This is a genomic window from Jannaschia pohangensis (assembly GCF_900113875.1).
Classification (GTDB): Bacteria; Pseudomonadota; Alphaproteobacteria; order Rhodobacterales; family Rhodobacteraceae; genus Jannaschia; species Jannaschia pohangensis.
Map to the genome: position 1 here is coordinate 173,458 of NZ_FORA01000004.1, position 12,433 is coordinate 185,890.

Sequence of the window (12,433 nt, forward strand, 5' to 3'; positions counted from 1 at the left end):
TGAGAGGCTGACAATGGCTTTCAAACCGCTGCATGACCGCGTTCTGGTCCGTCGCATCGAATCCGACGAGAAGACCAAGGGTGGTCTGATCATCCCCGACACCGCCAAGGAAAAGCCCGCCGAGGGCGAGATCATTTCCGTCGGTGAGGGCGCGCGCAAGGACTCGGGCGAGCTGATCGCCCCGTCGGTCAAGGCCGGTGACAAGATCCTGTTCGGCAAGTGGTCGGGCACCGAAGTTCAGATCGACGGCGAAGAGCTGCTGATCATGAAGGAATCGGACATCCTGGGCATCATCGCCTGAGGCGACGCCCTGTCCGAACCTTCGTCTTAACCTTTTACATTCCAGGAGAATAACATGGCCGCCAAGGACGTGAAATTCAGCACCGACGCCCGCAATCGTATGCTCAAGGGCGTTAACATCCTCGCCGATGCCGTCAAGGTCACGCTGGGCCCCAAGGGTCGCAACGTGGTTCTCGACAAGTCGTTCGGCTCGCCCCGGATCACCAAGGACGGCGTGTCGGTCGCCAAGGAGATCGAGCTCGAGGACAAGTTCGAGAACATGGGCGCGCAGATGGTGAAGGAAGTCGCTTCCCGCACCAACGACGAGGCCGGTGACGGCACCACCACCGCGACGGTTCTGGCCCAGGCCATCGTCAAGGAAGGCATGAAGTCGGTTGCCGCGGGCATGAACCCGATGGACCTCAAGCGCGGGATCGACCTGGCCACGTCCAAGGTCGTCGAGGCCATCAAGGCCGCCGCCCGTGACGTCACCGACAGCGACGAAGTCGCCCAGGTCGGCACCATCTCGGCCAACGGCGAGGCCGACATCGGCCGCCAGATCGCCGACGCGATGCAGAAGGTCGGCAACGAGGGTGTCATCACCGTCGAGGAGAACAAGGGCCTCGAGACCGAGACCGATGTCGTCGAAGGCATGCAGTTCGACCGCGGGTACCTGTCGCCCTATTTCGTGACCAACCCCGAGAAGATGACCGTCGAGCTGGAGGATGTGATCATCCTGCTGCACGAGAAGAAGCTGTCGTCGCTGCAGCCGATGGTTCCCCTGCTCGAGCAGGTGATCCAGTCGCAGAAGCCGCTGCTCATCATCTCCGAGGATGTCGAGGGCGAGGCTCTGGCCACGCTGGTCGTCAACAAGCTGCGCGGTGGTCTGAAGATCGCCGCCGTCAAGGCACCGGGCTTCGGCGACCGTCGCAAGGCCATGCTGCAGGACATCGCGATCCTGACCGGTGGTCAGGTGATCTCGGACGATCTGGGCATGAAGCTCGAGAACGTCGGGATGGACATGCTGGGGTCTGCTAAGCGCGTCTCGATCACCAAGGACGCGACGACCATCGTCGACGGTGCCGGTGACAAGGCCGAGATCGAAGCCCGGGTCAGCCAGATCCGTGGTCAGATCGAAGAGACCACCAGCGACTACGACCGTGAGAAGCTGCAGGAGCGTGTTGCCAAGCTGGCCGGCGGTGTTGCCGTCATCCGCGTCGGTGGCATGACCGAAGTCGAAGTGAAAGAGCGCAAGGACCGCGTCGACGACGCCCTGAACGCGACCCGCGCGGCCGTGCAGGAAGGTGTTGTCGTGGGTGGCGGTGTCGCCCTCGTGCAGGCCGGCAAGGTTCTGAACGGTCTCGAAGGTGCGAATGCGGACCAGACTGCCGGTATCGCCATCGTGCGCAAGGCCGTCGAGGCCCCGCTGCGCCAGATCGCCGAGAACGCCGGCGTCGACGGTGCCGTGGTTGCGGGCAAGGTCCGCGAGAGCAATGACGTCACCTTCGGCTTCAACGCGCAGACCGAAGAATATGGCGACATGTTCAAGTTCGGCGTCATCGACCCGGCCAAGGTGGTTCGCACCGCCCTGGAAGACGCGGCCTCGATCGCCGGTCTGCTGATCACGACCGAAGCCATGGTCGCGGATCGTCCCGCCAAGGAAGGTGCAGGCGCCGGTGGCGGCATGCCCGACATGGGCGGCATGGGCGGCATGATGTAATCACGCCATCGCGTGAACGGACTGCAAGGCAAGGGGCCCTTCGGGGCCCCTTGTCACGTTTGGGGGGTCTTGTCGTGGCATGTTCGCAGCGACGTAGCGAGCCTTCCCGGCATCTCTCGGCAAGCCCGCGACGGGGCGGGCGAATTGGCATGACCGGTCTTGCCGCACTCTGCCCCCTCCGGTAGCAAGGCCTCTACGGCTGCCAGGGGAGCGCGCATGTATCGGGTCTGGAACTTCGTCACGAACTATTCGCTGCTGTTGATCCTGGGTGCGATCATCGCGCTGGTCTGGGTCAATACGGACGCCCACAGCTATCACGTGTTCGTCGAATACCCGCTCTGGTTCAACGACCAGATCGGCATCTCGATGGAGAAGTGGGTCAAGGTGATGGGCGAGGACGCCGAGGCGTTCGGCCATGCCGAGACGGCCAAGGTCATGACGTTGCACTATCTCGTCAACGACGTGTTGATGGCGTTCTTCTTTGCCATCGCGGCCAAGGAAGTCTGGGAAGCCGTGATCCTGAAGAACGGGAGCCTGCGCGGCAAGAAGGCGGCGACCCCTCTGTTTGCGACGGCGGGCGGCATGTTCGGGCCGATTGCGGTCTATCTGGGTCTGGCGGCGTTCCTCGGGTCGGATGTCTATGACGCGGTGGCCAACGGTTGGGCCATTCCGACGGCGACGGATATCGCGTTCAGCTATCTGGTCGGGCGGCTGGTCTTCGGGGCGGGGCACCCGGCGGTGCGGTTCCTGCTTCTGCTGGCGATTGCCGACGATGCGGCGGGCCTGATCATCCTGGCGATCTTCTATCCCTCGGGAGACCTGGCCCCGATCTGGCTGATGCTGTCGATCTTTGCGGCGGTGGGCGTCTTCGTCTTGTTCAACTGGCTGCCGCGCAAGCTGGATGCCGGCGACCAGCTGCGCCCTCGGTCCACCTGGATGCGCAACAAGCTGTCGTTCTGGCCGTATCTGGCTGCGGGCGCGCTGTCCTGGTATGGATTCGCGCAATCGGGTCTGCACCCGGCGCTGGGCCTGTTGCCCATCGTGCCGACGCTGCCCCATGCGGATCGGGCGTTCGGGATCTTCTCGGAGGCGGAGCAATATCTGACCGACCTTCTCAACCACACCGAGCATCTGTTGAAGCATCCGGTGGAGATCGTGCTGTTCTTCTTCGGCCTGCTGAATGCGGGGGTCGAGTTTTCCGCAATCGCGGAGCCGACCTGGCTGGTGCTGGCGGGTCTGATCGTGGGCAAGCCGATCGGCGTGCTGGTGTTCGGCTATATCGGGGCGCATACGTTGCGGCTGGGTCTGCCGGAAGGGATGCGCACGGTCGACTTGTTCGTGGTGGGCTGCGTGGCAGCCATCGGGTTCACGGTGTCGCTTTTCGTGGCCTCGGTCGCGTTCGAGCAGGGGCCGGTGCAGGATGCCGCCAAGATGGGCGCGCTTCTGAGCTTTGCGGCCGCCGGGATCAGCCTGCTGGCGGGCAAGTTGACAAAGGTCCAGAAGCAGAACGGATAGCGGCAGGACGGCGGCACTGGGCGGCGGATTTGCCTAAAATCCGCCGCAGTATCCGCATTGGCCGATGACGATCGCGCCCTGCGCTCCTTATTGTGGACCGAATGCCCGATTATCAAAGACGGAAATGAGGCCCATATTGGGCAGCAGAAGTGGTGAGCGATTCGGGAGCCCCGCGCCGATGATCGAGTTCGACTATGTCTCCAAGTCCTTCTGGACCGGGAAGCAGCGCAAGGTGATCCTTGACCGCGCGTCTTTCCGTGTGGAGCCGGGGCGGTCGGTCGGCATCCTGGCCCCGAACGGCACCGGCAAGACGACGATCATCAACATGATGGCGGGACTGGAAAAACCAGACGAGGGTGAGATCCGCCGCACCAGCCGGGTGTCCTTCCCGCTGGGCTTCATGGGCGGGGTCGTCAACCGAAACAGCGCGACCGAGAACTGCCGCTACATCGCCACGCTCTACGGGTTGGACCCGGATTACGTGGAGGCGTTCTGTCGCTGGGTCTGCGGGCTTGAGGAATATTTCGACATGCCGGTCGGGACTTATAGCCAAGGTATGAAGGCGCGGTTCAGTTTCGCACTGATGCTGGCGCTGGAATTCGACATCTATCTGATCGACGAAGGCATGCCCTCGACCACGGATGCGGAGTTCAACCGCAAGGCCGGATCGATCCTGAAGGACCGCCTGAAGGAAGCCACCGTCGTGATCGTCAGCCACCAGCCCCAGGTTCTGGAGCGGTTCGCCAGCACGGCGGCGGTGTTGCGCGACGGCAAGCTCTATCAGTTCGAGACCTTGGAAGAAGCGCGGAGGCTGTACGAATACGATGCCTAAGGCCGTCAAATTCCGCATCCGTCCCGATGGAAGTTTCAACCGCCCCGGCGTGCGCGTCCCTGCGGCCATGCCCCAGGCGTCTGCGGCCCCGGTCGCCAGTGCCCCCCCGGCGAACGACAGCGCGCCAGCGTCCCTGACGGGTCGGCAATTGCGCATGGCGCGGCGGATCGCGCAGAAGCACGGCATCCAGGTCAATTCCGATCGCGAGGCGGTGGAGGCCTTGCGCCAGCGGGGCATCGACCCCTTCGAGCGCAGCAACATGATCCAGCTGGTGCCCGGCCAGACCGCCAAGCCGGCCGAGGCGGCCGAGGATGCGCCTGCACCGCAGGTCCCGGCCGTGGCGCGCACCGCACCGCTGCCCGCTCAGCCCAATCCGCTCACCATCGATTCCGACACGCGGGCCAGCGAGATCGTGAAAATCCAGCGCGACATCGCCCGGCGGCGGCGGCGGCGGCTGGCGCTTCTGGCGTCGCGGTTGGCGTTCTTCGTGGGCCTGCCCACGGTGATCGCGGGGATCTACTATTTCGTCATCGCGACGCCGATGTATGCGACCAAGTCCGAATTCATCATCCAACAGGCCGATGCCGCCTCGGCCGGGGCGTCGGGTCTGGGCGGGCTGTTCTCGGGGACGGGGCTGGCCACGCAGCAGGACAGCATTTCGGTGCAATCCTACCTTCTGTCGCGGGACGCGCTGGAGCGGTTGGACGCCGAACTCGGGTTCACCAGTCACTTCTCGTCGGACGCGATCGATGCGTTGCAGCAGCTGGACGCCGATGCGTCGCGCGAACAGGCCTACCGGCTCTACAAGCGGATGGTGCAGATCGGGTACGATCCGACCGAGGGCGTGATCAAGATGGAGGTGGTGGCCGCCGATCCCGAGGTGTCCGCCGCGTTCAGCACCGCGCTCATCAGCTATGCCGAGGAGCAGGTGGACCAGTTGACCGCACGTCTGCGGGGCGACCAGATGGCGGGTGCGGAGGACAGTTTCCGGGCCGCCGAAGACCGGATGCTGGCCTCGCAGAACCGCGTCGTGGAATTGCAGGAAAAGCTGGGCGTCGTCTCGGAAGAGGCGGAGGTTACCAACATCTATACCCAGATCGGGCAGATGGAGGGCGAGATCCGGGCCGAGCGGTTGCGTCTGGATCAACTGCTGTCGAATGCGCGGCCCAACCAGGCGCGCGTCGATGTCTCGCGCCAGGCCATCGCCCGGCTCGAGGCGGAGGTCGAGGGGCTGCGCGCCAGCCTGACCGATGACGCCGCCGATGATGCGAGCCTGGCCCGGGTGACGGCCGAATTGCAGATCGCCCGGCAGGAATTGGTGACGCGGCAACTGTTGTTGCAACAATCCGCGCAGCAACTGGAGCTGGCCCGGATCGAGGCGAACCGGCAAGTGCGTTACCTGTCGACGCCGGTGCCGCCCATTGCCCCGGACGAACCGACCTATCCGCGCGCCTTCGAGAACACGCTTCTGGCGTTTCTGATCTTTGCGGGCATCTATCTGATGGTGTCGCTGACGGCGGCGATCCTGCGCGAACAGGTCAGCGGCTAATCTTCGGTTTGCATTGCCGGTTGGCCCCGCTAGTCAGGGGTTGACCGGACAGCCGCCCAAGGATTTGCCATGAAGCCGATTGCCAACGTCACCCCCAACACCTGGGAATTCCTGCGCGACCCGATGATCGCCCCCACGGGCTTTCGCGAATATGACGCGCGGTGGAAATACCCCGAGGCGATCAACCTGCCCGGGGTAACGGCGCTTGGCCTGGGCCTTGGCACGCAGATGATGCGCCGGAGGATCGAGCCCCGGATTGCCGTGGGCAATGATTACCGCGACTATTCCGTGGCCATCAAGAATGCGCTCATCCTGGGCCTGACGCAGGCCGGCATCCACGTGCAGGACATCGGCCCGGCCCTGTCGCCGATGGCCTATTTCGCGCAGTTTCATCTCGATGCGCCCGCCGTGGCCATGGTGACCGCCTCGCACAATCCGAACGGCTGGACCGGGGTCAAGATGGGGTTCGAGCGGCCCCTGACCCATGGTCCCGACGAGATGTCGGAGCTGCGCGATATCGTTCTGAACGGCGAGGGCGAGGCACGCGACGGCGGCAAGTGGGAGCGTGTGGACGGCGTGATGGAGGCCTATCTCGACGATCTGGTCGGGGATTTCCGCATGACCCGCAAGCTCAAGATCGTCTGCGCCACGGGCAACGGCACCGCATCGGCCTTCGCGCCCGAGGTGCTGCGCCGGATCGGGGTAGAGATCGTGGCGAGCCATAACGAGTTGGACTACACCTTCCCGCACTACAACCCGAACCCCGAGGCGATGGAGATGCTCCACGACATGGCGGCCTCGGTGAAGGCGTCGGGCGCGGACCTGGCGCTGGGCTTTGACGGCGACGGCGACCGCTGCGGCGTGGTCGACGACGAGGGCGAGGAGATTTTCGCCGACATCATGGGGGTGATCCTGGCGCGCGACCTGTCGCGACTGCATCCGAATGCGACCTTCGTGGCGGATGTGAAGTCGACGGGCCTGTTCGCCAGCGATCCGGTCCTGAAGGCGAACGGGGCCAAGGCCGATTACTGGAAGACCGGGCACAGCCACATGAAACGGCGGGTCCATGCCATCGGCGCGTTGGCCGGGTTCGAGAAGTCGGGCCACTACTTCATGGCCGCCCCCATCGGGCGCGGATACGATTGCGGCATGCGGGTGGCGGTCGAGGTCTGCAAATTGCTGGACCGGAACCCGGACATGAAGATGTCCGACCTGCGCCGCGCGCTGCCCAAGGTGTGGAACACGCCGACTTTGTCGCCGTTCTGTCCGGACGAGGAGAAATACGACACGCTGCAACGCATCGTGGACCGGATCGTGCCGATGAAGGGCGAGGGGACCCTGGGCGGTCAGAAGATCGTTGATGTGGTCACGGTGAACGGGGCGCGGATCATGCTGGAGAACGGCGGCTGGGGGTTGGTGCGGGCATCGTCGAACACCCCGAACCTGGTGGTGGTCTGCGAAAGTCCCGAGTCCGAGGCGGAGTTGCGCGCGATTTTCGCCGACCTTGACGCGATCATCCGCGTAGAGCCCAATGTCGGGGATTACGATCAGACGTTCTGACCCCGGATTTTCGATGACGCGCATTCTTCTTCGGCTGTTTCTGACGCTGGCACTTCTGTTTCCCCTGCCGCTTGCGGCACAGGACGCGGCACAGCCGTCGGGCACCATCTCGACCACGCAGGACGCGGGCGGGGACCGGGCGATCCAGCGTCGGATCGAGGCGATCATCGGCGAACTGGACGGCTACGATGATGTGACGGTCACGGTCAACGAAGGCATTGTCACCTTCGAGGGCGAGGTTCTGGATGCCGAGACGATTCCGCGTCTGGATGTGCTGGCCGCGCGGGTCGAGGATGTCGTGGCCATCGAGAACCGGGTGATCGAGAGCACGGATGTTCGTCAGCGTCTGAACCCGGTGGCCGAACGGTTCCGCACGCGGGCGACGCAGTTCATCAACTATCTGCCTCTGCTGGCCGTGGCCGTCATGGCCGGTGTTCTGGTGATGTTTCTGGGTGTGATCATCGCGCGGTGGGAACGGCCCTGGCGCAGGCTGGCCCCGAACCCGTTCATCGCCGACATCTATCGCACGATCCTGCGGCTGGTCTTTGTGGTGGCGGGCGTCGTGGTGGCGCTGGATATCCTGAATGCGACGGCCTTGTTGTCGACCCTTCTGGGCGCGGCGGGGATCGTCGGTCTGGCCGTGGGTTTCGCTGTGCGCGACACGGTCGAGAATTTCATCGCCTCGGTCATGCTGTCCCTTCGCCAGCCGTTCCGGCCAAATGACGTGGTCGACATCGAAGGCTCCACCGGGTCGGTGATCCGCCTGACCAGCCGCGCCACGATCCTGCTGGACCCGGACGGCAACCATGTGCGCCTGCCCAACAGTTTCGTCTTCAAGGCGAAGATCATCAACTTCACCCGCAACGATGAGCGTCGGTTCGGCTTTGTTCTGGGCATCGATCCGAACGACGATCTGACCGAGGCCAAGCGCATCGGGCTGGAGACTTTGACGGCGCTCGATTTCGTGCTGTCGGAGCCTGCGCCGCAGGTCTGGGTCGCGGAGTCGGGCGACAGCACGGTGACGATGGAGTTCTATGGCTGGGTGAACCAGCGGACGACGGCCTTTGCCCAGGCGCGGGGCGAGGCGTTGCGCCTGGTGATGGCGGCCTTGACCCGGGCGGGCATCGGCCTGCCGGAGCCGAGCTATCGCCTGAACCTGGTGGGCGGCGGATTGCCCGTGCTGGACCTGCCCGACCAGAAGGGGCGCAGCGGCGAGATCACCGTGACCGAGGCCGAACCCGCGCCGCCGCCGCCAGCCGAAGTCGCGCCGCCGGTGGCCGAGGATGTGGCCGCCGACCAGACCATCGCCAAGATGGTCGATGCCGAGCGTCGCGCGGAAGGCGAGGACGACCTGTTGAACACGACCGCCCCGCGTGAGTGAGCGGCCCGTCATCTGCCAGAGCCACCTGCCGCACACGCCCTGGGACGATCCGGCCCTGTCACGGATGCCGGGAATGCGCCCGGTCGAGGGGCCGTGGATCGTCGTCGATGACGCCTACGCCGCGCAGATGGCGGAGCGTGCGCGGCTGATGCGCGATCACCGCGCGGTGGTTCTGGCGCAGATGCCGGGGGCCGAGGAGGCGATGGCGGAATTGCTGGGCGCGGTGCTCGGGGCGCTGGCGGCCGGGTTTCGGCGGGAGGGCGATCGCGTGACCTGCCCCGATGGTCGGACGGTCTGGGTCGCGGGGCCTCCGTTCGAGGTGATCAACGGGCTGTTGCAGGAGGATATCCTGCTGCTCGATCGGCCCGAGGGGGCGGCTGAACATGTTCTGATCGCGGGGCTCTTGTGTTTTCCCGCCTATTGGACGTTGGCGGAAAAGATCGGTCGCCCCTTGGGTCGCATCCACGCGCCGGTGCCGGAATATGACGCGCAGATCGCCGGGAAGGTGCAGCGGTTGTTCGACCGGGTGCCGGTGGGGCGCACCCTTTGGCGGGCCAATGTCCTGCCGCACCGGGAGGCGGTGCTGCATCGCCCGAAGTCCGAAACAGCGCCGCGCGTGCCGCGCGTGCCGGTGCGCTATATTCGGTCAGAGCGGCAGACCGTTTTCCGGCTACCCGTGACGGGGGTCATGGTTTTCGCGGTGCATACCTGGATCGTGCCGGTCGATGCGCTCAGCCCTGAACAGCGGGCGACCTGTCCCGGCCTGTGAGGGCCTCGACCGCGATGGTGGCCGCCAGGACCGCGCCGATCACGGCGCAGAGGGACAGGCCGCCCAGGTCGAAGGCGGTGCGCAGACCCGCTGCGCCAAGAACGACCGCCAGATAGGTGATCGCCGAATTGAGGCCCAGAACGGCGCCGCGCTGCGCCCCGGCGACCGTGGTCAGCCGCCCGACCAGAAGGCCCAGGCCCAGATGGTTGGCGAGGCCCCAGGCGAAGAAGGCCAGCGTCAGCCCGGTCAGCGTTCCGCCCAAGGTCGCGATGGCCACCAGCGACGCGGCGACGCCCGCAAAGACGAAGGGGGCCGCCCCACCATAGCCGCGCCGGTCGAGCCAGGGGTCGAACCGTCCGGCCAGGCCGAACCCGATGCCATAGGCGAGGACGGGGATCGCGCCTTGCAGGGTGCTGAGGCCGAGGCGGTCGAGATGCGCGCCCAGAAAGCTGTAGGTGCCATAGAAAGCCACCATCATCGCCAGTTGCAGCAGGAGGCCGCGCGCGACGCCGGGCCGGGGCAGGGCGGCCCATGGCAGGGTGATCCGGTCGGCCCTCGTGTCGGGCAAGCCCCGCCCGGCGATGGCCAGCAGCAAGGCCGCCGTCGCCGTGAGGCCAAAGACCGCGCGCCAGTTCAGGAGATCCGCCAGAATGGCCGAGGTGGTCACCCCGAAGACCAGCGCCAGCGTCCAGCCGGTCAGGACCCGCCCGAGGGCTGCGGCCGCCCGGCCCGGCGGGGCCACTTCGGCCGCCAGAGCATAGGCGGCAGGCAAGGCGACACCCGAGGCGAGGCCCGCCCCGGCCTGCGCCGCCAGAAGCCAGCCGAAGTCCGGCGCCAGTCCCGATGCGGCCAAGGCAACGGAAAGCACCAGCAGGGCCAGGCGCATCATCCGCCCCGCGCCGATCCGATCGATCAGCGGGGCGAGGAACAGCGCCGAGACCGCCGTCGCCACGCCGAAGGCCGCCGCCGCTTGCATAACGTCGGCGGGCGCCTGGCCAAGGTCTTGCCCGACCGCCGCCGAAACCGGGGCCAGCACCAGGGAGTTCGCGCCGACGACGCCTACTGCGGCCATCAGCAGGTTCAGGTTCCGGTTCATTGCCCCATCCTTGATGATTGATCGGACCAGGACGTATTTGGACGTATGACATTCGGAAAGGAAAACCGATGGGCGACATGCCAGAAACCAACACTGTTCGGCAGGACAGGGCCATGCTCCGGGGTCTGGACGCCCTTGACCGAAAAATCTCCGGTGAGTTGGCGCGGGATGCGACGCTATCCTATGCCGATCTGTCGGCGCGGGTCGGGCTGTCGGCGGCGGCCGTGCATGAACGGGTGCGCCGCCTGCGCGCGTCGGGTGCGATTCGGGGGACGACCGCCGATCTGGACGGTGTGGCCCTGGGCAAACCGCTTCTGGCCTTCGTGCATGTGGACAGCGTCGGCTGGGGCAAGACCAGCGGGTTGATGGAGCTTGGGGCACTGCCCGAGGTGGAAGAGATCCATTCGGCCACCGGCGATACGTGTCTGATCCTGAAGGTGCGGGTGGCATCCGCCCATGCGCTGGAGGGATTGCTGTCGCGCATCTATGACGTCGAGGGGGTGCGGGGGACCCGGACCTATATCGCGCTGTCGACCTATCTGGAGCGCGGTGTGCAGGCCGAGGTGACCGAGGCGCTGGCGCAGGGTGATTACATTCGCCGCTAGGGCGCGGCGAAATGCTTGGAGAGTTTCAGGCCCTGACCCTGATAGTTGGACGCGATGCCCTGGCCGTAAAGTTGCGCCGGCACTTCGGACATCGCCTCATAGACCAGCCGACCCACGACCTGTCCGTGTTCCAGCACGAAAGGCGCCTCGTGGCAGCGCACTTCGAGCACGCCGCGCGCGGGTGTTCCGTGGCCAAAGCCCGGATCGAAGAAGCCCGCGTAATGCACCCGGAATTCGCCCACCATTGCAAGGTAGGGGGCCATTTCGGCGGCATGGGTCGGGGGGATCGTCACGGCCTCCCGGCTGACCAGGATGTAGAACGCGCCGGGGTCGAGGATGGTGCTGCGCCGGTCGGTGCGGATCGCTTCCCAGAAATCGGCGGGGTCGTAGTGGCCGAGACGGTCGAGGTCGATGACGCCGGTGTGCGGCTTGGCGCGCCAGCCGACAAGGTCGCCGGGGCCGGGTTCCAGGTCGACGCTGAACCCCAGTCCGTCGTCGATGACGGGCGTGCCGTCGACCAGCGGGGTCTGGGCGTGGAGAGCGCGCAGGGCGTCGTCGTCCAGCACGGCCTCTCCGGCGCGAAAGCGGATCTGGTTCAGGCGCATGCCGGGGCGGACCAGTACGCTGAAACTGCGGGGGCAGATTTCTGCAAAGAGCGGGCCATCGTAGCCGAGCGGGATGCGGTCAAATTCGACGCCGCCGTCGGTGACCGTGCGCGTCAGCAGGTCGAGCCGACCGGTCGAGGATTTCGCGTTGGCCACCGCAGAGACACCGTCGGGCAGGGTCAGGCGTTCCTGCAGGGGGACAAGGTAGACACAGCCCTTTTCCAGCACGGCCCCGCCCGACAAATCGACGCGGTGCATCTCGAACTCGGGCAGGCGGGCTTCGAGGCTGCGCCCGGCACCCGGCAGGAACGAGGCGCGCACGCGGTAGGCGACATCGCCCAGACGCAGGTCCAGACTGGCCGGCTGGATCTGGCCCGGGGCGAATGCGGGGGCGGTGATCGCCCCCGTCGCGGCAAGGGTCTCGATCTGCTGGCTGGCGAGGACGCCGGTCGGATAGGTCATGCGGACCCCTTTGGTCGAACGCGAAACGCCTCACCCCGGTGGGGGCGAGGCGTTGCGATG

The 12,433-nt window shown here is 65.9% G+C and carries 11 protein-coding genes; 9 read left to right on the forward strand and 2 right to left on the reverse strand.

Annotated elements, in window-relative coordinates; genetic code table 11:
- Positions 1-13: 13 nt before the first annotated feature.
- The 8 genes from BM002_RS14630 to BM002_RS14665 all read left to right on the forward strand — a co-directional run bounded on the left by BM002_RS14630 (position 14) and on the right by BM002_RS14665 (position 9,605).
- Entirely contained in the window at positions 14-301 is a 288-nt protein-coding gene (locus BM002_RS14630) for a co-chaperone GroES (RefSeq protein WP_092782753.1), read from the forward strand.
- 54 nt (positions 302-355) lie between these two features.
- Positions 356-1,999 (forward strand): chaperonin GroEL, encoded by a 1,644-nt coding sequence (groL, locus tag BM002_RS14635; RefSeq protein WP_092782756.1) that lies wholly within the window; start codon positions 356-358, stop codon positions 1,997-1,999.
- A gap of 216 nt (positions 2,000-2,215) precedes the next feature.
- Positions 2,216-3,514 (forward strand): Na+/H+ antiporter NhaA, encoded by a 1,299-nt coding sequence (locus tag BM002_RS14640; protein WP_092782760.1) that lies wholly within the window; start codon positions 2,216-2,218, stop codon positions 3,512-3,514.
- 178 nt (positions 3,515-3,692) lie between these two features.
- Complete coding sequence (locus BM002_RS14645) at positions 3,693-4,346, forward strand: ABC transporter ATP-binding protein (RefSeq protein WP_092782763.1); 654 nt, start codon at positions 3,693-3,695, stop codon at positions 4,344-4,346.
- Positions 4,339-5,895 carry a KpsE/RkpR family capsule polysaccharide export protein gene (locus BM002_RS14650; RefSeq protein ID WP_092782766.1) on the forward strand — a complete coding sequence of 519 codons (1,557 nt, stop codon included), beginning with the start codon at positions 4,339-4,341 and terminating at the stop codon, positions 5,893-5,895. The genes BM002_RS14645 and BM002_RS14650 overlap by 8 nt, the downstream gene beginning before the upstream one ends.
- Before the next feature lie 69 nt (positions 5,896-5,964).
- Positions 5,965-7,455, forward strand: a complete 1,491-nt coding sequence (locus BM002_RS14655; protein WP_092782769.1) for a phosphomannomutase/phosphoglucomutase — start codon at positions 5,965-5,967, stop codon at positions 7,453-7,455.
- A gap of 13 nt (positions 7,456-7,468) precedes the next feature.
- The gene (locus BM002_RS14660) at positions 7,469-8,836 is read left to right on the forward strand and encodes a mechanosensitive ion channel family protein (RefSeq protein ID WP_092782772.1); all 1,368 of its coding nucleotides are present in this window, start codon (positions 7,469-7,471) and stop codon (positions 8,834-8,836) included.
- Entirely contained in the window at positions 8,829-9,605 is a 777-nt protein-coding gene (locus tag BM002_RS14665; protein ID WP_245749276.1) for a heme-dependent oxidative N-demethylase family protein, read from the forward strand. Before BM002_RS14660 ends, BM002_RS14665 begins: the two co-directional genes overlap by 8 nt.
- Here the strand turns inward: BM002_RS14665 and BM002_RS14670 are convergent.
- Positions 9,568-10,701, reverse strand: coding sequence for an MFS transporter (locus BM002_RS14670; RefSeq protein ID WP_092782778.1), 1,134 nt, complete (start codon positions 10,699-10,701; stop codon positions 9,568-9,570). The genes BM002_RS14665 and BM002_RS14670 overlap by 38 nt on opposite strands.
- A gap of 113 nt (positions 10,702-10,814) precedes the next feature.
- Here BM002_RS14670 and BM002_RS14675 point away from each other — a divergent pair, with 113 nt between their 5' ends.
- Positions 10,815-11,306, forward strand: a complete 492-nt coding sequence (locus BM002_RS14675) for an Lrp/AsnC family transcriptional regulator (protein ID WP_245749277.1) — start codon at positions 10,815-10,817, stop codon at positions 11,304-11,306.
- Here BM002_RS14675 and BM002_RS14680 read toward each other — a convergent pair.
- Positions 11,303-12,373, reverse strand: a complete 1,071-nt coding sequence (locus BM002_RS14680) for a 2'-deoxycytidine 5'-triphosphate deaminase (protein WP_092782781.1) — start codon at positions 12,371-12,373, stop codon at positions 11,303-11,305. The two genes, BM002_RS14675 and BM002_RS14680, sit on opposite strands and share 4 nt — an antisense overlap.
- Positions 12,374-12,433: the final 60 nt, after the last annotated feature.

Excerpts from the sequence above, each read along its gene's own strand:
- BM002_RS14630 (WP_092782753.1), top strand. The coding sequence starts at position 14 with ATGGCTTTCAAACCGCTGCATGACCGCGTTCTGGTCCGTCGCATCGAA.
- groL (WP_092782756.1), top strand. The coding sequence starts at position 356 with ATGGCCGCCAAGGACGTGAAATTCAGCACCGACGCCCGCAATCGTATG.
- BM002_RS14640 (WP_092782760.1), top strand. The coding sequence starts at position 2,216 with ATGTATCGGGTCTGGAACTTCGTCACGAACTATTCGCTGCTGTTGATC.
- BM002_RS14645 (WP_092782763.1), top strand. The coding sequence starts at position 3,693 with ATGATCGAGTTCGACTATGTCTCCAAGTCCTTCTGGACCGGGAAGCAG.
- BM002_RS14650 (WP_092782766.1), top strand. The coding sequence starts at position 4,339 with ATGCCTAAGGCCGTCAAATTCCGCATCCGTCCCGATGGAAGTTTCAAC.
- BM002_RS14655 (WP_092782769.1), top strand. The coding sequence starts at position 5,965 with ATGAAGCCGATTGCCAACGTCACCCCCAACACCTGGGAATTCCTGCGC.
- BM002_RS14660 (WP_092782772.1), top strand. The coding sequence starts at position 7,469 with ATGACGCGCATTCTTCTTCGGCTGTTTCTGACGCTGGCACTTCTGTTT.
- BM002_RS14670 (WP_092782778.1), bottom strand. The coding sequence starts at position 10,701 with ATGAACCGGAACCTGAACCTGCTGATGGCCGCAGTAGGCGTCGTCGGC.
- BM002_RS14675 (WP_245749277.1), top strand. The coding sequence starts at position 10,815 with ATGCTCCGGGGTCTGGACGCCCTTGACCGAAAAATCTCCGGTGAGTTG.
- BM002_RS14680 (WP_092782781.1), bottom strand. The coding sequence starts at position 12,373 with ATGACCTATCCGACCGGCGTCCTCGCCAGCCAGCAGATCGAGACCCTT.